This is a genomic window from Streptomyces sp. S465 (assembly GCF_026898115.1).
GTDB classification, from domain to species: Bacteria; Actinomycetota; Actinomycetes; order Streptomycetales; family Streptomycetaceae; genus Streptomyces; species Streptomyces luomodiensis.
On sequence record NZ_CP114036.1, the window covers coordinates 25861 to 43100 of the forward strand.

Genomic DNA, 17240 nt, shown 5'->3' on the forward strand with positions numbered 1-17240 from the left:
GAAGCCCCAGCAGTCGCAGTGCCGACAACTGCGGTGCGGCTTCGGCGAGATGACGGGACGGCGGCGCCGACGTGGACGGAGAAGGCCAGCCTCGCGCAGGATGTCGGCGACCGCGCCCTGGCTGCGTGGCAGATCGTCGAGGACCTCCTCGGCGACCAAGTCCTCGCCGTCGGCGTCCCGGACGGCCAGGACCAGCCGAAGCATCCAGCACGCCGCCCTCCACCACGCCTTGCTCAGTCCCTGCTCGGCGGCCTGGGCGACGGCGATGGCCTGCAGGCGGTCGGAGTCGGCGAGGTCCCGGTCGCGGATGCGCCGGACATGCTCCTGAGCGAGCTGCCGACGCGGACGGAACAGGACGAGCTGGCCGCGTACGGCCGGCGGACACACCCTCGGGTCGTCGCTCGTCTCGGCCGCGGCGATGCGCTGACGGTCCAGCCAGGACCGCGGTCGGCTCGCGTCACGCGGCCGGCCCTTCTGCGGCCGGTCGATCGGCTGTGCCCGGGGCAGACGGACACCAGGCAGGATCAGCGCGAGCTGAGACGGCCGCCCGGCAACAGGATCGGCGATCCATTCGGCGTCGAAGGTCCGGATGACCTCGAGGACCTCGCTGGAGGTGCGGCGGGTGAAGCGCTGCCAGATGAAGATGCGGGAGGAGAGCACCGGTTCGCGGCGCAGCACGGTGTGACAGCCCTCACCGCCGACGAAAATGATCGCAAGCTGGGTTGAGGGTTCGTCCCACAGGTAGCGGAAGTACTCGAACGCCTCCCCGCTGAGCCACCGGGGCCTCATCCACGAGGATGATGCGGGGGCGCTCGGCCAGGGCCGTCTTCACCCAGACGGTCGAATCCGCTGGGGTGGCGCGGTGGCTCGCCGGCCAGGTCGAGGGCGTCCGGGTCACCGCGCACAGCGTGCCGTTGAGCGTGGCCAGCGGGCGGACCCGCTTGCCCTCGCGCATCCGGACCGACAGCCGCAGTTCGTAGCGCACTGCGCCGGCGGTGGGACGGGCCCGGAAGGTGATCCTTTGCCCTCACCGGGTTCGAGAGCGCGCAGGCAGGTGTCGACGGCGAGAGTCCTGCCGAAGCCGGCGCCGCCATGGATACACATCATCACGCAGGCGGCGACCACGAGCGCGCCTTCCCCGCCTACGAGCGCGCGATGGCCGAGCACGTGACCGGCAACCGCGCGGTCGCGCTGAACGCGGCGAAGACCCTGATCCCCACCTCCCGCGTCCGCCGCGTCCGCCGGCCGCGGCGGCGGGCGAGCCCGGGGCGAGGTGAGGGTGGACACGGACGGCAACCTGGTCGGCAAGGACGACAGCGAGGCGCAGGTCCGGCAGGTGCACAGGACGCCCAACACCCGACCGGCTACTTGCTGGTGGGGGCCGCCGGCCTGGTCCACCGGACTTCCGGGTGGAGAACGACGCGCCGGCCGTGGTGCCGAGCGCCGGTTGACCGGCCGGGGGTCCCGGACGCGGCCCCCGTTCCCCCTCGCCGGTGCCCGCGCGGCTACTCGGCGGACGCGGTCGCCGGGGCGGGCGCGGCGAGGCTGGCCAGGAGGCGCAGGGAGTCCGCGGTGCGGCTGCCGCGCTCGGCCCGGTAGACGAGCAGCTCCTGCCCGTCGGAGCCCCTGATGTCGAACGCCTGGTACGTGAGCTCCAGCGCGCCGACGACGGGATGCGTGAACCGCTTCGCCTCGTAGGTGCGCCCCCGGACCGGGTGGGCGTCCCACAGCTCCCGGAAGTGGGCGCTCGACGCGGACAGCCGCCCCACGAGCTCCGGCAGCCGCGGGTCGTGGGGGCGGCGGCCCTGGGCGAGGCGGAGGGTGGCGACCACGGCCTCGGCCACCTGGTGCCAGTCGGTGTAGAAGCCGGTGCCGGCCGGGTCGCCGAAGGTCATCAGGGCGAGGTTGACCGGGTCTGCGAAACCGGAGTGCATCGCCGCCGCGAGACGGTTCTGCGCCAGGACGTCGAGCGTCTCGTTGAGGACCAGCGCCGGGGTGGTCGTCCACTCCTCGACGAGTTCGAGGACGTCCGGCCGCACCGCCGGCTGCGGGAAGCCGCGGCGGCTCGGCGTCGCCCCGGCGAGCCGGTGCAGGTGCTCCCGGGCGTCGGGTCCGAGGTCGAGCGCGCGGCCCAGCGCGTCCAGCACCTGGAGCGAGGGGTGCCGTTCACGGCCCTGCTCCAGCCGCGTGTAGTAGTTGGCGCTGACCCCGGCGAGCACCGCGACCTCCTCGCGGCGCAGCCCCGGCACCCGGCGCACGCCCGCACTGGGCAGCCCGGCGCGCGCCGGATCGACGCGCGCCCGGGCCGCGCGCAAGAACCCACCGAGACCGGACGTGCTGCTTCCGTGCTGGCTCATGCCGCCACGGTACGACGCCCCGCCCGCCCCTGCCTGTGTGCGGCACTCCCCCCCACGGTCCGGTCTGGTTGCCCACCTGCGCAACCGGGAGAGTCGAAACCGGCACCGCGGAACGCCTGTTCAGCGGGCCGGCAGGCACACACCGTGTCCGACTACGCAATGAGGGAACGTGTCCGAGGAATTCACCACACTCAGCGTTACCGAGAGCCAGGGCGTCGCCCGGGTGACGTTCGACAACCCGCCGGTCAACCTGTGTGACCCGGCCATGATCGCCGACTTCCGCCGGCTGCTCGACCGGTTCGCCACGAGCCGGGACACCCGCGTCGTGGTCTTCTCCAGCGCCCACCCCGACTTCTTCATCGGCCACGCCGACCTCAACCTCTTCCTCGACCCGGTGGACCAGATCCCGCCGAAGCCGACGAAGCTCGGCCCGCTCCAGACGCTCTTCGAGGACCTGCGCACCCTCCCCCAGGCGACGATCGGGGTCCTTGAGGGCCGCGCGTCGGGGGCCGGCACCGAGTTCCTCACCTCCTGCGACATGGTCTTCGCCGCCCGCGGCCGGGCCCTGCTCAGCCAGTTCGAGGTGGCGGTGGGCGTCCTGCCGGGGGCCACCGGCTCCCAGCGGCTGCCGCGACTGCTCGGGCGCAGCCGGGCGCTGGAGATGATCCTGGGCTGCGACGAGTTCGACGCCGAGCTCGCCGAGCGGTACGGCCTGGTCAACCGCGCCCTGCCGGCCGCCGAGCTGTGGCCCTTCGTCAACCGGCTGGCCGCGCGCATCGCCACGTTCCCGGCGGCGGCGATCGCCCTGAACAAGGTGGCCGTCGACGCCTCCGAGCTGCCGATCCAGATGGGCCTGCTGGAGGAGACCCACACGCTGCACCAGACCCTCGTCGGCGGCGAGGCGCAGCGCCGCATGCGGCTCCTGCTCGAACTCGGCGCCCAGGAGGAGGAGTTCGAGCGCGAGCAGTTCACCGCCGCGCTGGAACGCCTCGGCTGACGCGCCCGGCCCCGGCCTCAGGCCTCTGGGCCCCCTGACCCCCTTGCCCCCGCCCCGATCGGAGACCCATGACCGACACCCGCAGCAGCCACTCCCCCCGCGACGTACTCGCCCAGCTCCTGGACGATGTCAGCGCGGACCGGTGGGAGCACCTGCACGAGCTGTACGCCGACGGCACCGTTTGTCCGCCACCCCTTCGCGCGGGACGCATCGCGCCTGCTCGAAGGCCGGGAGGCGCTCCGGCTCCACTTCGGCCACTTCGCGCAGAGCGGCCTCAGCCTCCGCGCCCGGGATGTCGTCTGGCACGACACCACGGACCCGGAGACCGTCATCGCCGAGTTCGTCTACGACGGGACCGGTCCCGCCCCCGACGAGCACTTCGAGATGGCTGCCTGCTTCGTCTGGCGGGTCCGCGACGGGCTCATCCTCGACGCCCACGACTATCTCGACCGCCCCCGCCCGGTCGCAGCCCGCAGCACGCCTGACACCGCGCCGACTCCTGACACAACCCCTTCGAGAGGAAACCCCCGCATGTCTGCCAACACCGTCGACCCCGAAGAGACCACCGCCGTTCGCCGCCGCCGCGGCGAGGACATCGTGACGTCCCTCAGCGGCGGCGCCCGCCCGGCCTCGCTCGACGCGCTCGACCGCGACTTCCCGTTCCTGGCCAACGCCGTCAACGCCTACGCGGTCGGCGAGATCTTCGCCCGGGACATCCTCGACGTCCGCACCCGCCAGCTCGCCCTCGTCGCGGCCTTCGCCGTCCTCGGCCTGGGCGACTTCATCACGATCCACGGAGGCTACGCCCTCAACGCGGGCGCCACCGAGGACGAGCTGAAGGAGATCGTCTACCTGACCACCATCCCTGGCGGCTTCCCCCGCGCCATCCAGGCATCGCAGGCGGTCGCCGAACTCCTCGCCTCCCGCAAGGCGGCCTGACACACCCCAAAGCCCGACGGCCGGCACGGGTACGGGGCCGTGCCGGACGTCGGGCTGTCCTGGATCCGGGCAGGGCGTACCGACCCGTGCCGGTGAAGGCCGAGCCGCCGCGGCGGGACCGTACGCGCAGCCGTGCTGGTGGCAGCCGCTCAGGGGTGGTGCCGGTGGCGAAGGCCCCGGCCCGGAGCCCCGCCCCGGGCCGGGTCCGGGCGGCACGGGTCGGCATCCCTCCATGGGCCACAACGACTCGACGGTACCGAAGGACGCGCCCATGACCGGTATGGCCGCCCGCTACCTCTACCTGGCCCGCCACGCCGAGGGGTCGCCGGACGAGAGCGAGCTGACGGCCGCCGGCCGCCGCCAGGACGTTCTGCTGGGGCAGCGGCTCCGCGGGGTTCCGCTGGCGGCGATCACTGACCCCGGGGCGGGAGGCACAGGGCCGTGACGGTCCCGCCCCGGCCCTGGACCGCGCTCCATACGCCCCGGTTGCTGGCGAAGAGTGTGACGGGCGCCGCCCGCACCCCGGTTTCTCCGGCCCGTCCGGGGGGGGGGGGAGGGCGTACGGTGGGAACATGGCCGGGCGGGTGTGCCGTTGCGCGAACACCGCCTGTTCCGAGCCGCTGCCGGTGACGTCCCGCAGTGACAAGCGGTTCTGCTCTGCGGCTTGCAGAAACGACCGAGAACTTCTTCTCGACATCCACGACGAGGTGTACGCGGAAATAGGGGAGGGTCTGCCCGATCGTGCGGTAGCCCCACTGTTCGTAGCGGGCGATGACCTTGCTGTGGGCTGCGTGCACGAGCAGCGTAGTGCGCTCCTGGCCGCGGTCGGCTATGAGCGCGTCGTGGATGCGGCGGGCGGTGCCGGTGCCGTGCCAGCGCTTGCGGACGTTGAGTTCGGACAGGGCGAAGGTGCGGGTACCGGTCTCGCAGGTGTAGGCGTCGTCGGCGCGCCCCTGCTCCCGTCATGACACGGCAGCTGCACACCTGAACTGACCGTCTGCTTCCGACATGGCAGGTGTTGGGTCGGCGTTTGACGCGGTTACGGACGGCCAGGACCCAAGCCCAAACAGGACGGGCTCGGTCACACGGGAGGCCATCTCGATGTAGGTGCCAGCGGTGCTGTGCGGTGGGACGAGACGGACGGATGGGGCTGGACTCCCCTGTCGGACCAGTGGAGTCGCACGGGTAACCGGTGGGAGCTGCCGATGGACACGCTCGACTCCCCGGCCGCCGTGCGCGCGGTCCTGATGCCCCTACTCGCCGGGCGAGAGGAAGCCTCCACCGAGCGGTGGACCGAGCCGCGGGCCGCGCCCCTCGCCGAGCACCTGGCCGTGCGCCACCGGGCAGGCTGATGGAGTCCGGACAGCCACGGACAGCACGCCTGGATCGCGGACGGGCGGTCCTGTCGTACACAAGACGCATGAGCGAGGAAAGCGGCGCCGTCCATCCCCGGGGGAGATCGTGCCGCAGTCCGGGATCTACGAGTGCGACTGCGGCCAGTCGCACGACTACAGCACAGACGTCAAGGGCCACCGGTTCCCGCCCCTGCCGGACGGCTGCACCGGCAACGGGTGGAAGCTCAAGACCGCCGCTCACCCCGGTAACTGGCAGTCGGGCCCTGGTTGGTCCCTTTGCACTACGCGAAGCCTGTCACTCTCCTGGCACAGTGCTGACAGCCCGCATGGCCCTCTCGCCGGTCAGGCACTCGGTCGTGAACCGCCCGCCCTGTTCGCCGCTCCCGGCGGCCGCAAAACAGGGCTCAGGCGTGAGCGGAGTTGGAAATGCCCGATACCGCCGCCAGGCGGAACTTGGTTTCGTCCTCGGTACCGGGGGCTGCGGTGAGAACGACGATCTTGCGTCCCGCGTCGCCGTCGGTCAGGACATCGCAGTCCACCGCGATCGGCCCGGTCGCCGGGTGCTGGACGATCTTGTGGTCTTCCCGGTGCGCGCCGACCACGCCGGAGGCCCACAGTTCGGCGAAGCGCGGGCTGCCCGTCGTGAGGTCCCGGATCAGGCCGGCCAGGCGGTCGCTGTCCGGGAAGCGCCCCGTGGCGCGGCGCAGGTCGGACATGACGGAGGCCTCGACCTCCGGCTGGCTGAGCGAGGTCACCGGCCAGTGCGACAGGCAGGGGGCGGCCCCGTCGGCCGGGAAGGTGTCGCGAGCGAAGTTACGCAGCGCCGACGGCGTTGAGGACGGGTCGCCCAGCAACGCCGCCCAGCAACGGTTCCACCAGATGAGCTGCCAGTCCGCGGCGAACACGGCGGCTGCAAAGTCGCCGAGCCGGTTCAGCATGCGGTGCAGGCCGGGCGGGATGTGGTCCGAGATCTCCCCGCCGGCCGGAGGGGCAAGCCCGGCCAGCCGGTAGAGATGGTCCCGCTCGGCGTCGGTGAGCTGCAGGGCGCGGGCCAGCGCCGCGGTCACCTGCGCCGACGGGGTCACATGGCGTCCCTGCTCCAGGCGGACCACGTAGTCGACCGAGATCCCAGCGAGCTCGGCGAGGTCCTCCCGGCGCAATCCCGTGACCCGGCGCCTGTGGCCGCTGGGCAGTGGCGCCGTGTCCGGCGAGACACGGCCGCGCCAGGTGCGCAACATCGGGCCGAGCTTCGCGATGTCAGCGGTCATGAGACTGATTGTCGCACCCGGCGCCGACCCGAAGGTGGTAGCGGTTTTCCTACCGAATTCCTCTCTCTGGTTACCGGCCCGGCGGCCGATGATTCTTCGGACATGACCGTCACGTTCTCCCACGACCACGTGGGCATCACCGTTACGCAAGAGGACCTCGACGCCACCATTGCGTGGTACTCGCGCAATCTCGGTTTCACTGTCGAGCAGCGGTTCGAGGCCCACGGCACGACGTTCGTCTTCCTCACTGCTGGTGACGTCAAGATTGAGCTCCTTGCGGGCGCGTCGGACCGTGGCGGGGCGCCGACCGACAACGTCCTCACGAGCATGGTCACGTCGCGCCTGCACCACTTCTGCCTCGCTGTGGCAGATCTCGACGCGGCGGTGTCCCGGCTGCTCGAACTCGATGTGCCGCTGATCGGCGGCCCCATGGAGATACCGGCAACCGGCCGGCGCATCGCCTTCGTCACCGACAACGTCGGCACCATCATCGAGCTCAGCGATCCCGGCACGTGGATCTCCGGCCGGAAGGCACGGGCATAATGCCGAACCGCGCAGACTTCACCGGGCCCCAGGACGCCAGACAGGCCCGCTGGCAGTCCGCCGAGGTGGCGAGCCCGCATCTCGATCGTCGTCTCCCGGTCATCGCCGCCAAGGACATCTCCTACATCCCCAACGCCAACCGGCTCCAGAACCTCAGCATCTACCTGCCGCGGACGCCGCAAACCGCCGCGCTCATCGGCACCCCCGTCACGTCCCTCCCAGGAACTGACTCCACGGCGCGGCACCCGCGGTACCTCGTGCACATCCACGGCGGTGCCTGGCGCGACCCGCGGCTCACCTCCGCCTCGATCGAACCCACCGTCGCCCACGCTTTCTCCGGCGGCGTGCTTCCCGGTGAGGGGCCGACCCCGGTCACCGCCATCGCCTCCCTCAACTACACGGTCTCCCAGATCAACTACCCTGCTCCCCCGGTCATGGCGGATCCCCCCGTTCCTTATGACGCCATCAAGGACAATCACACCGACCTGGCTCGCGAGGCCGTCCATCCGCAGCACGTCAGCGACGTGCTGCACGGCCTGGCCCTGCTCGGCTCCCTCGGCCTCACCGACGGCTCCTACATCCTGTCCGGCCACAGCTGCGGCGCCTGCCTGGCGTTGCAGTCCATCCTCCAGCCTCCGCGGCACTACAATCTCGGCCACCTTCCCGAACCGCCCTGCCCTGCCGCACTGCTCGGTCTCAACGGCCTGTACGACCTGCCCGCGCTCGCGGCGGCGGATGGGCTGGGCGCCTCCCACGCCCACCTCCGCGACGACTACGAGAAGCTCTTGTCCCAGGCGTTCGGGGCGGACAAGGACGCCTGGCCGGACGCAAGCCCGGCCAGCTTCGACCCGGCGTCCATCGCCAGGCGGATCCGCGAAGGCAACGCGCCACGTCTGGTCGTACTGGACCAGAGCACCGAGGACCAGCTCGTACCGATGAACCAGCAAGAGCGACTGTCCGCCACCCTGGCCAAGGCTGCCGGGCTCCGGCTCGCCCAGGGACAACGGCTCACCGGCAAACATGCGGCCCCATGGGAGGAAGGCATCATGATCTACAAGAGCCTCCTGGACGCCCTCCAGCTCCTGCGGGAGGACCAATGAGCCTCGACACCGCCACCCGCGAGATGGCCCTCCCGTACCCGCTCCAGGAACTGCTCGCCCTCCGCCTGATCTCAGCCCTGCGCACCGCCGAACTCCCGCTTGTTTCCGGCCACCACGGACACCGGAGCAGCCTGATCCCTGGGCCACGGCTACTTTGCACCGTCCGCCGACCGCTGTTGATCTTGCTCCGGGACAGGTTCGTTTCTGACAGCGACACCGCGTGCGGCCGTGGCCCGAGGTCGGCCAGGGGGGTGCGCGATCGACTTCCGGCCGTCCGTCCGCATTCGGCGGTGTCGACTGTCAGTGGTCGCCGCAACACTGCGAGCTGATAGCCGTTCAGAGGGGGACGGATGGCGTTCCGGGCTGTGCACACCAAGTGGGGAACCGTCTTTGCGCACCTGCCCGACCTCGGGTGCGGGCAGGCGTGGGAGGCGGTGTGGAAGGTCCGGCCGCCCGCACCGATCACCTGCGCCGAGTGCCGGCACCCGATGCACGCGAAGACCTCCTTAAGCGGGCTGAAGTTCTTCGCCCACGCCCCGCACGCCCCGGACTGCGAGATCGCCCGCCAGGGTGAGTCGGAGGCGCACCACCTGCTCAAGCCCGAACTCGCCAGCGCCGCACGGGACGCGGGCGGCCTCGAAGTCGGCGGTGAGGGAGTAGTCGGCCGTCCGCAGGGCCTGGTGCAGAGCGGCGGGAAGGTGCGGGCCGTGGCAGACCAAGGTCAGGTGGACACCAGTGAGGGCATGGAGCTGCAGCAGGCGCATCGTGCGGCGGGCGGTGAGGCGGTGGGCGCGCAGGACGGTCAGCCAGGTGACGGGCAGGGCGGTCACCCAGGCCGTGGCGGCTTCCCAGGCAGGCCGACGGCCGGCGGGGAAACGCCCCGGGAGCAGGGACGGTTTGCCCAGGGCGGCGAGAAAGTCGTGGGCGAGGCCCGTTTCACCGGTGGTGCCCGGGCCGGGGTGCAAAGTGATCCGGCCGGACGGCGGGTGGTGGGCGGCCAGGGCGGTGTGGATGTGGATCGCGTCGTCATCGCGGTCGATGACCACGGTGACGGACGACGGCCGCGCGGCGAGAGACATGGCGGTGGGATGGTCAGGCAAGGCGGCTGAAGGCCCAGCACAGCAGTTCCAGGTCCACGCGAGGGCGGCCGGTGCGGGCCAGTGCGGTGCCGATGTGGGCGCTCAGCTGGACCCAGGCACGGAAGCTGCCGTGCGCGGCGTGGCTGTTCGGCGAAGGAGTGTCGTCGGGGTCGGCGTCCGCCCAGAGCAGGTGGAACCGGGGAATGACCTCGAGGACCTCGCTGGAGGTGCGGCGGGTGAAGCGCTGCCAGATGAAGATGCGGGAGGAGAGCACCGGTTCGCGGCGCAGCACGGTGTGACAGCCCTCACCGCCGACGAAAATGATCGCAAGCTGGGTTGAGGGTTCGTCCCACAGGTAGCGGAAGTACTCGAACGCCTCCCCGTTAAGCCACCGGGGCCTCATCCACGAGGATGATGCGGGGGCGCTCGGCCAGGGCCGTCTTCACCCAGACGGTCGAATCCGCTGGGGTGGCGCGGTGGCTCGCCGGCCAGGTCGAGGGCGGTGAACAGTTCGTAGCGCACTGCGCCGGCGGTGGGACGGGCCCGGAAGGTGATCCTTCGAATGCCCTCGCCGGGTTCGAGTGCGCGCAGGCAGGTGTCGACGGCGAGAGTCCTGCCGAAGCCGGCGCCGCCATGGATACACATCATCGCGCAGGCGGCGACCCTGCCGCTGATGTTCTCCCGGGCGGTGAGCAGGGCCCGGGTGGTGACCACGGACACATCAGGCAGATCGACGTACTGGTAGGTGGCCGCGGTCACGAGGCATCTCCGTCTTCAGCGGTGGTGGGAGGTGCGGCCTGCCCGTCGCGGCCGTCCGGGGCGGAAGCGCCGTCACGGCCGTACGGGTACCGGGCGGGTGGGTCTGGCGCGGCGAGGGAAGCCGGGGTGCGCCAGCCGGCCGGAGGCACAGCAGGCGGGATGAGGTCCGGCAGTGCCAGTTTCGAGGCGCCGGTGTGCTCGGCGGCGGCCAGTTCGTCCGCGGCCTGAGCGGAGGTCAGGGCTCCCAGCCGTTGGACCGGCCCGGCCGTGGTTGCCAGGGCGAAGCGCTGTCCGCGCAGTGTCTCGGCCGGCTTCGCTTCGGCACGCAGACGCCGGGCACGTTCCGCACGGGCTGTGCGCAGGGCGTCGAGTTGTTCGGGGGTGGCCGCGTCCGCGAGGTGCGCAGGCCCGAGATAGCTGCCGTTCGCGTCACAGACGTCGATCTCGTGATCGTGGTGCGGCATGTAGCGCACTGTGACGATACAGCCGGCCTGGCCCGTCATCCACAGGAGCGATATAGGTGCGCCCGCACCACCGCACCCCGTGGCTGGTCAGCTTCCGCGGCCGGCCGTCGTCCTCGAGGGTGAAGGTCCACAGGTCGGCGGCGGAGATGTCGGTGACGGGAGTCGGGTCAGCCTGCCATGCCTCGAGTGGCGTACGGCCGGAGAGCGCCTGGGGGCGGTGCTCGGTGTTCCACCACCGGGTCCAGCCCAGCAGCCGGCCGGTGAAGTCCTCGAAGCTGAGCAGCACTTCGTCCTTCGGGCGGCAGGGGCGTTTGCCGGGGCCGGCCTGGCGGGCGTAGCGGGGCAGCGCGGCCAGCAGCATCGGCTCCACCGCCCGGTTCAGGCCCTCCACCGTGCCCTTGAGGTGCGGGGGGGGTAGGCGGGCAGGTCCTCCACCGTCACATCCAGGAGATCAAACGCGGCGGTCACCGTCCGGGACAGGAAGTCCTTGCCACGGTCCACCCGCACCTGCTCCGGTGTCCCTCCCGCGGGGCCGTAGGGCTCCTCGCGCAGAACAGCGGCACGCAGCGCGGCCAGCACCGACTCCCGCGACGGATCCCCCGGCGTGACCGCGACACCGGTGATCGCGTTGGTGGCGCAGTCGGTGAACCAGGTGATCCACGGCCTGCGAGCCTTGCCATCGACATCGACCAGCAGCGGCGACCTGCATGTGGTCCGTCTCCCACACCTGATTGCGCCAGGGGCGCGGCCGGGCCAGGAACACATCATGCTTACGCGCCGCCCGCTCCCCACCCGCAAGCCCCGCCCGCTCCCCCGGCGACAGATCACGGCGGATCGCCCGGTGCAGCGTCGGAATCGACGGAGGCGGCTCCCCCTCGCCCCTGGCCGCGCGAGCGGCCAGCTCACGATGCACCGCCGCGACGTTGCCCCTCCACAAGGCCAGCAGGCGGCGCACTCCAGGGTGACGGAGAAGCGGTCTTTACTCTGGGCCCGCACCCCGGGCTCCGCGGCCGCGGACTCATCACGCTCGGCAGCGGCAAGCCACCGCCACACCGTGCGCTCGGTCACTTCCAACGACTGAGCCATCAGCCGTACATGCCGGTCGTCAGTTTCTGTTCCTGTCGCACAGCGAGCAGCCTGCGCACGGCAGGGCCGCGCAGCGCCGACAGGGAGGAAGAAGGCAGGCCTCCCCGCACCCCCCTTGTCCTTCCCCTGCATGCCGGAGCGGGAAGCGCCCTCTGCCGGCCCGGCCGCGCCGGTCACAGCGGCCCCATGAGCCGTGCGCAGGCCCGCTCCAGCATCCGGCGGTCCACCACCGCCCGGCTCTTTCCGTAGATCTCGGCGGTCAGGTGCGAGGTGAGCTTCGCCCACGTCCGGAAATTGCCGTGTCCCCCATGCTCGTCCACCCACACGACATCGTCCTCGCTCACGTTCCCCCACAGCGGGTGGAACGCAGCCATCACGGTGGCCACCTCGCGCGGACCAAGGCGCGGCACCAGCTCCCAAGTCAGCACCCGAGAGGCCAATGCGGGCACTCGGCGCAGTGCCCGTTCGCTGCCCGCACCCGCGAGCACGAGTGCTGTGTCCGTGTCCGGGTGGTCCCACAGCCCGCGCAGAAACTCCAGCGCCGGCCCCGGAAGGCGCTGTGCCTCGTCCAGGACCAGCACGCGGGGCTGCCGTAGCGCGTTCACCAGCATCAGATCCGCCTCCCCCGCCCCACGCGGCAGACGCCTGCCCAGCTCAAGGGCGTCCGCGAGCACCCGGCGCAGTTCCGGCACCGTCGGGTGCACACCAACGTGGACCCGGCGGACCCTGGCCGGGTGCGGCAGCTGGGACAGGGCGTACTGCAACGCGACGGTCTTGCCCTGGCCGGCGTCACCGTACAAACACACCACCGCCCCCACCGCGGCCGCGTGCGCGACCGTCCGCAGCACCGACCGCACAGCGGCCGTATGCACCACCTGCGCGCCCGGCACCAGGACCGGAACCTGCGCCAGCTGCTTCTGCTCCCGCAGAAACACCTGCCCACCGCCGCCTTCTCGGCCACGACGTTCAGGCCCAGCTCACTGAGCGCATCCGCCCTGCGCGGCACGGCCACCACAGGCTCCCGCTCGACCATCAACGCCCGGCCCGCCCGGCGGTCCCTGCGGATTACCCGGTGCAGTGTCGACGCCGACGGTACCGAAGCCCCGCCACCGCAGCGGCCAGCCGGCGCCTCAGCTCCGCGACATTTCCTCCCACCTCACCAAGCAGCCCCCACACCTCGTCCGACACCGCATACCCCTGCCGGACCGGCGCCTCCACCTGCCCGGTCGTCTTGGCCTGCTCCCGCCAGCGCCACACCGTACGCTCCGAGACACCCACCGTTTCCGCGACCGCACGCACATGCCGCGTCGTGAGCTCCCCCGCCTGCTGCCGCTCCAGCAGACGACGCACCACCAACCCCCGGGGCAGCACAGCACCCCGGCCGGCCCTTACCTCTTGATCCACCCCACGATCACACCGGCCGGGCCCACCTCAACGCATAAGAACTCTCGAACCTGAGACAACATCAGCTGCCATGCGATAAAGCCCCACGACAGCGATCCCACCCATCAATCTCTCACCTCATGACAGCGGACCACCCACCCACAAACACCCACTGACCAGCCCCGTAACACCCAGCCCTGGACCAGCGCGACCGACTCTCACCACCACCGACACCAACCCGAAAAATCGCAGCGGAGGAGTCGCGGCGAAGGCGTGGAGCCTGCCGCTGGAGGACCGGGTACTGCTGGTCGCGGCGTACTGGCGCACGAACTTGACACTGCGCCGGCTCGCCCCGCCGTTCGGCGTCTCCAAGTCCGCGGCCAACCGGATAATCGACCACCTCGGCCCAAAACTCGCACTCCAGCCGCGCCAGCGGTTCGCGAAGGACACCGTGCTCATCGTGGACGGCACTCTGGTGCCCACCCGCGACCACTCGGTGGCCGAGCAGTCGACGGCAACCGGGACCTCGCCCCGGGCATCGTCTGCTCGGTCCACGGCAGGTTCGACAACCACGGTCAGGAGGCCGACGACCACGCCCACAACCTGGACAACCCCGGCGCCGCGGGCTCCGGCGTCAGCCACCGCTGCCGCTGTCCGAACGGCTTTCGATCTCCTCCGACACAAAGGCGGTCAGGCGCCGCACCCCCTCCTCGATCCGTTCGGGATCGAGATAGCTGCACGAGAGTCGAAGTTGCTGATCACCTGCTTGATCCAGGTAGAACTGCCGCATCGGAGTCCACAGCACACCGTACCCGGCCGCGGACACCTCCAGCAGAGCAGCATCCACAGGGACAGGCAGACGCACTCGGACGAAGAACCCACCACAAGGGCGGTTCCAGCCGATACCGGGATGCGATCCGTCTCCCAGGTGCCGGTCCAATGCGTCGAGCAGGCAAGTCAGGTTCCGCTGGTAGATCTCGGACGTGCGACGGCTCAACTCGATCAGAGACCCTCCGTACTCCAGCAACATCCCGCCGATCACGGCCTGGCACAACGGGGACGTGTTCACGGTGACCATGCTCTTCACGGCGGCCAACTCGTCCGCGAGCACGGTGCCGCCGCGAGCGGAACCCACCGGCTGATCAGCGATCACATAGCCAACTCTTGCTCCCGGGAAGGCGACCTTGGCGAAGGTGCCGACATGAACCACACTCCGAGCGGTATCGAGCGCTTTGAGTGCGGGCAGTTCGGCTCCGGCTGCCGCCGTGAACCCATAAGCGTTGTCCTCTATGACGAGGAAGCCCTCGCGCTCCGCGAGGTCGAGAAGTCTCCGACGGCAGTCAAGCGACATACGGGCCGCGCCCGGATTCACACCTCCTCCAAACCGTCGAGATCGATCCCCAGGTTAGTCTCGTCGACCGGCACCACATCGACGTCCAGGAGCCGGGCCGCCCCGACGATGCCCACGAAGCACGGATTAGCGACCGCGAGCACGCCCTCACCCGAGCAGAACAGCACACGCAGCACCAGCAGCATCGCTTCCTGAGCACCCACAGTCATGACGAGCGTGTCGGCGGGGACGTCGATCCCGTGGTCCCGGCCACCTGACGGAGCGTAACCCAGGACGGTCGGCGATCGGCGGCCGAATCCGGGCTCCGCACCTGCGCCTGGGCCTCCGGGCAGGTGTGTCCGCGGTCTTGGCCGAGGCCCCGACGCCCGCTAATGTCCGGACCACTATGTCCGGCCGGGTGCCGTCCCGAGTCTCTGCTGTGCCCCTACCCATTGTGAGGAAGGCTATGGCGGGTTTGTACTCGAAAAACCGTTTATGCGCACCGGTGTCGGTGCGCACTCGCATCGCCCTGGCGGCGGCCTGCGCGGCAGCCGTCGCCGCCACGGCGTCTACCGGTTCAGCGCAGGGAACCACGCAGGCACGACCGGAGCCGCACCTCGCGGCCGTCACCTCGGGCCTCGGCTACGTCGCGACGGGCAGTTCCTTCGCGGCCGGGCCGGGGATCCCGCCCGCCCAGGACGGCGGCGGCGCCGCGACGTGCGCCCGGTCGGCCGCCAACTACCCGAGCATCGTGGCCCGCGACCTCGGGGCGGACCTCACGGACGTCTCGTGCAGCGGCGCCACCACCGCCAACGTCCTGATCACCAGTCAGTCGGGGCAGCCGCCGCAGGTGCAGGCCGTGACGGCGGAAACCCGCGTGGTCACCGTCACGATCGGTGGCAACGATGTCAACTACCTGGGCAGCATCAACACCTATTCCTGCCAGACCGGCGGCGGCACCAGCTGCGGCACGGTGGACCGCGACGCGATCAACCAGACCTTCCCCGCGCTGGCCGGGCGGATCGAGAACGTCGTGGAGGCCATCCGCGGCGCGGCACCCCAGGCACACGTCTACCTGGTCAACTACTTCACCCTCCTGCCGGCCTCCGGGGTGTGCCCCAACGTCCCGCTGACCGATGACCAGGCGGCGTTCGAGCGCGGCATCGCCTCGCGCCTGGCGGAGGCCACCGCGACCGCGGCGGCCGCCACGGGGGCCACCCTGGTGGATCTGGCTGCCGCGAGCCGCGGACACGACGCGTGTTCGGCGAGTCCCTGGGTGGAGTCGTACCGCCCGGCCGCGGGCCGGTCCACCTACCACCCCAACGGGGCGGGGATGAGAGCGGCGGCCACGCTCGTCCAGTCCGCCATGGAGTCCAGCGGTCAGACGGACACGGTGACGTTCCGCTCGGGAATCGCGGGCAAGTGCGTCGACGTGCGGAACTCCGGCACCGCCGACGGCACGCCCGTGCAGCTCTACAGCTGCAACGGCACAGACGCACAGCGGTGGACGTACGTTCCCGGCGCGGGCGGTACGCTGCGTGCCCTGGGCCGCTGCCTCGACGTGAGCAGCGGCGGGACCGCGAACCGGACCAGGGTCCAGCTCTGGCCCTGCAACGGCACCGGCGCCCAGCGCTGGGTGACAGGACCGGACTCCTCACTGGTCAATCCGCAGTCCGGGCGGTGCCTTGACGACCCGGGGAGCTCCACCGTGGACGGGACCCAGTTGCAGATCTACGACTGCAACGGCGCAGCCGCGCAGCGCTGGACCCCGGCCGCCTGATGCCGTGCGGCGGCGCGGCACGGCCGGGCGGTGCCGGGTCCTCGGCCAGGGCGAACCGGAGCGGCAGGCGTTCGGCGGCGGGTCGGGTGCCGCCATTCGGTTCGGTATCCCGCGTGCGGGACAGCCGGCTTACCCGGCTGTGTTCCGGCGCCGGCAAAGATGCCACGCCCGCCGGGGGCTGGCCTCGTGCACCGCGCCTCGGGTGGGGCCCGTGAGACGCTCGGCCATGCCGGGGCCCCACACAGGGCAGGCCGTCCGGAATCGGGAACCCGCGGAGACGGGCCCGGCCGGGCCGATACCGGGTGGCGGCCGGGGGACACCCCACTGCCCCAGCGGGGGCTCAGCGGCTGTGGGCGACCGGGCCGGATGCGGCGTCGAGCGCATCGAGCACTGCGTCGCCGTTCGCCCTCGCCCACTCGGTCAGCACATGGATGGGGCCGGTCAGCGTCGCCCCGAGCGGGGTGAGCTCGTACTCGACGCGGGGCGGCGCCTCGGCGTAGGCATGGCGCCGGACAAGTCCGTGGCTCTCGAGCCGCCGGAGCGTCTGGGTGAGCATTTTGCGCGAGATGCCGCCGATCAGCTCGATCAGCTCGCCATGGCGCACCGGGCCCTGGCTCAGGCCGGAGAGCACGACCACCGTCCACTTGTCGGCGATCAGCTCGACCGCCAGACGCGCCGGACAGTCGGCGAGGAAAGGATCACCGGGACGGAAACCGCTCATGGCGCCCCATGATAGGTGCGCCATAGGTACCTGCCGGTTCCTGTCACCTGCCTAGCCTGAGGTCTCTCCCCACCCCTGA

17 protein-coding genes and 3 pseudogenes are annotated in these 17240 nt (G+C 71.1%); 9 read left to right on the forward strand and 11 right to left on the reverse strand.

The annotated features are described in order from the left end of the window. Positions 1-18 precede the first annotated feature (18 nt). Positions 19-726 carry a hypothetical protein gene (locus N6H00_RS00130; protein ID WP_268969417.1) on the forward strand — a complete coding sequence of 236 codons (708 nt, stop codon included), beginning with the start codon at positions 19-21 and terminating at the stop codon, positions 724-726. Between the two features lie 779 nt (positions 727-1505). On the opposite strand, the gene N6H00_RS00135 is transcribed toward N6H00_RS00130, so the two are convergent. After that, complete coding sequence (locus tag N6H00_RS00135; RefSeq protein ID WP_268969418.1) at positions 1506-2357, reverse strand: helix-turn-helix transcriptional regulator; 852 nt, start codon at positions 2355-2357, stop codon at positions 1506-1508. A 169-nt stretch (positions 2358-2526) separates the two neighbouring features. Between N6H00_RS00135 and N6H00_RS00140 the strand changes: the two genes are divergently transcribed. The 4 genes and pseudogenes from N6H00_RS00140 (at position 2527) to N6H00_RS00155 (ending at position 5645) form a co-directional block, all read left to right on the forward strand. Further along, positions 2527-3354, forward strand: a complete 828-nt coding sequence (locus tag N6H00_RS00140; RefSeq protein ID WP_268969419.1) for an enoyl-CoA hydratase/isomerase family protein — start codon at positions 2527-2529, stop codon at positions 3352-3354. A gap of 126 nt (positions 3355-3480) precedes the next feature. Further along, positions 3481-4293: a carboxymuconolactone decarboxylase family protein gene (locus tag N6H00_RS00145; protein WP_268969420.1), complete on the forward strand. Its 813-nt coding sequence runs from the start codon at positions 3481-3483 to the stop codon at positions 4291-4293. Between the two features lie 271 nt (positions 4294-4564). Beyond that, positions 4565-4705: pseudogene (locus N6H00_RS00150) on the forward strand (histidine phosphatase family protein); the annotation flags it as partial. Between the two features lie 793 nt (positions 4706-5498). Further along, complete coding sequence (locus N6H00_RS00155; protein WP_268969421.1) at positions 5499-5645, forward strand: hypothetical protein; 147 nt, start codon at positions 5499-5501, stop codon at positions 5643-5645. 407 nt (positions 5646-6052) lie between these two features. Here the strand turns inward: N6H00_RS00155 and N6H00_RS00160 are convergent, their stop codons facing one another. After that, positions 6053-6916, reverse strand: coding sequence for a helix-turn-helix transcriptional regulator (locus tag N6H00_RS00160; RefSeq protein WP_268969422.1), 864 nt, complete (start codon positions 6914-6916; stop codon positions 6053-6055). A gap of 102 nt (positions 6917-7018) precedes the next feature. On the opposite strand from N6H00_RS00160, the gene N6H00_RS00165 reads away from it, so the two are divergent. Then, the gene (locus N6H00_RS00165) at positions 7019-7459 is read left to right on the forward strand and encodes a VOC family protein (protein ID WP_268969423.1); all 441 of its coding nucleotides are present in this window, start codon (positions 7019-7021) and stop codon (positions 7457-7459) included. After that, entirely contained in the window at positions 7459-8559 is a 1101-nt protein-coding gene (locus N6H00_RS00170) for a hypothetical protein (RefSeq protein WP_268969424.1), read from the forward strand. Before N6H00_RS00165 ends, N6H00_RS00170 begins: the two co-directional genes overlap by 1 nt. Before the next feature lie 506 nt (positions 8560-9065). Here N6H00_RS00170 and N6H00_RS00175 read toward each other — a convergent pair. The 6 genes and pseudogenes from N6H00_RS00175 to N6H00_RS40365 form a co-directional block, all read right to left on the reverse strand. Further along, positions 9066-9638 carry a hypothetical protein gene (locus N6H00_RS00175; protein ID WP_268969425.1) on the reverse strand — a complete coding sequence of 191 codons (573 nt, stop codon included), beginning with the start codon at positions 9636-9638 and terminating at the stop codon, positions 9066-9068. Positions 9639-9651: 13 nt separating this feature from the next. Then, a complete protein-coding gene (locus N6H00_RS00180) occupies positions 9652-10041 on the reverse strand; it encodes a hypothetical protein (RefSeq protein WP_268969426.1) in 390 nt (129 codons plus the stop codon). Then, positions 10038-10397 (reverse strand): hypothetical protein, encoded by a 360-nt coding sequence (locus N6H00_RS00185; protein ID WP_268969427.1) that lies wholly within the window; start codon positions 10395-10397, stop codon positions 10038-10040. The genes N6H00_RS00180 and N6H00_RS00185 overlap by 4 nt, the downstream gene beginning before the upstream one ends. Then, a pseudogene (locus N6H00_RS40360) lies at positions 10394-12006 on the reverse strand (Mu transposase C-terminal domain-containing protein). The gene N6H00_RS00185 and the pseudogene N6H00_RS40360 overlap by 4 nt, the downstream one beginning before the upstream one ends. Positions 12007-12120: 114 nt before the next feature. Further along, positions 12121-12882, reverse strand: a complete 762-nt coding sequence (locus N6H00_RS00205; RefSeq protein WP_268969431.1) for an ATP-binding protein — start codon at positions 12880-12882, stop codon at positions 12121-12123. A gap of 130 nt (positions 12883-13012) precedes the next feature. Next, the gene (locus tag N6H00_RS40365) at positions 13013-13351 is read right to left on the reverse strand and encodes a helix-turn-helix domain-containing protein (RefSeq protein ID WP_443072883.1); all 339 of its coding nucleotides are present in this window, start codon (positions 13349-13351) and stop codon (positions 13013-13015) included. A gap of 247 nt (positions 13352-13598) precedes the next feature. Here N6H00_RS40365 and N6H00_RS00210 point away from each other — a divergent pair. Then, positions 13599-13841, forward strand: a pseudogene (locus N6H00_RS00210) (helix-turn-helix domain-containing protein); the annotation flags it as partial. A gap of 123 nt (positions 13842-13964) precedes the next feature. On the opposite strand, the gene N6H00_RS00215 reads toward N6H00_RS00210, so the two are convergent. After that, positions 13965-14702 (reverse strand): aminotransferase class I/II-fold pyridoxal phosphate-dependent enzyme, encoded by a 738-nt coding sequence (locus tag N6H00_RS00215; RefSeq protein WP_268969432.1) that lies wholly within the window; start codon positions 14700-14702, stop codon positions 13965-13967. Further along, positions 14699-14866 carry a hypothetical protein gene (locus tag N6H00_RS00220; RefSeq protein WP_268969433.1) on the reverse strand — a complete coding sequence of 56 codons (168 nt, stop codon included), beginning with the start codon at positions 14864-14866 and terminating at the stop codon, positions 14699-14701. The genes N6H00_RS00215 and N6H00_RS00220 overlap by 4 nt, the downstream gene beginning before the upstream one ends. Before the next feature lie 299 nt (positions 14867-15165). On the opposite strand from N6H00_RS00220, the gene N6H00_RS00225 reads away from it, so the two are divergent. Beyond that, the gene (locus N6H00_RS00225; RefSeq protein ID WP_443072884.1) at positions 15166-16440 is read left to right on the forward strand and encodes a ricin-type beta-trefoil lectin domain protein; all 1275 of its coding nucleotides are present in this window, start codon (positions 15166-15168) and stop codon (positions 16438-16440) included. 340 nt (positions 16441-16780) lie between these two features. Here the strand turns inward: N6H00_RS00225 and N6H00_RS00230 are convergent, their stop codons facing one another. Then, the gene (locus tag N6H00_RS00230) at positions 16781-17161 is read right to left on the reverse strand and encodes a winged helix-turn-helix transcriptional regulator (RefSeq protein ID WP_268969435.1); all 381 of its coding nucleotides are present in this window, start codon (positions 17159-17161) and stop codon (positions 16781-16783) included. Between the last annotated feature and the right edge of the window lie 79 nt (positions 17162-17240).

Excerpts from the sequence above, each read along its gene's own strand:
- N6H00_RS00155 (WP_268969421.1), top strand. The coding sequence starts at position 5,499 with ATGGACACGCTCGACTCCCCGGCCGCCGTGCGCGCGGTCCTGATGCCC.
- N6H00_RS00145 (WP_268969420.1), top strand. The coding sequence starts at position 3,481 with ATGTCAGCGCGGACCGGTGGGAGCACCTGCACGAGCTGTACGCCGACG.
- N6H00_RS00165 (WP_268969423.1), top strand. The coding sequence starts at position 7,019 with ATGACCGTCACGTTCTCCCACGACCACGTGGGCATCACCGTTACGCAA.
- N6H00_RS00160 (WP_268969422.1), bottom strand. The coding sequence starts at position 6,916 with ATGACCGCTGACATCGCGAAGCTCGGCCCGATGTTGCGCACCTGGCGC.
- N6H00_RS00220 (WP_268969433.1), bottom strand. The coding sequence starts at position 14,866 with ATGCTGCTGGTGCTGCGTGTGCTGTTCTGCTCGGGTGAGGGCGTGCTC.
- N6H00_RS00230 (WP_268969435.1), bottom strand. The coding sequence starts at position 17,161 with ATGAGCGGTTTCCGTCCCGGTGATCCTTTCCTCGCCGACTGTCCGGCG.
- N6H00_RS00135 (WP_268969418.1), bottom strand. The coding sequence starts at position 2,357 with ATGAGCCAGCACGGAAGCAGCACGTCCGGTCTCGGTGGGTTCTTGCGC.
- N6H00_RS00170 (WP_268969424.1), top strand. The coding sequence starts at position 7,459 with ATGCCGAACCGCGCAGACTTCACCGGGCCCCAGGACGCCAGACAGGCC.
- N6H00_RS00175 (WP_268969425.1), bottom strand. The coding sequence starts at position 9,638 with ATGTCTCTCGCCGCGCGGCCGTCGTCCGTCACCGTGGTCATCGACCGC.
- N6H00_RS00180 (WP_268969426.1), bottom strand. The coding sequence starts at position 10,041 with ATGAGGCCCCGGTGGCTTAACGGGGAGGCGTTCGAGTACTTCCGCTAC.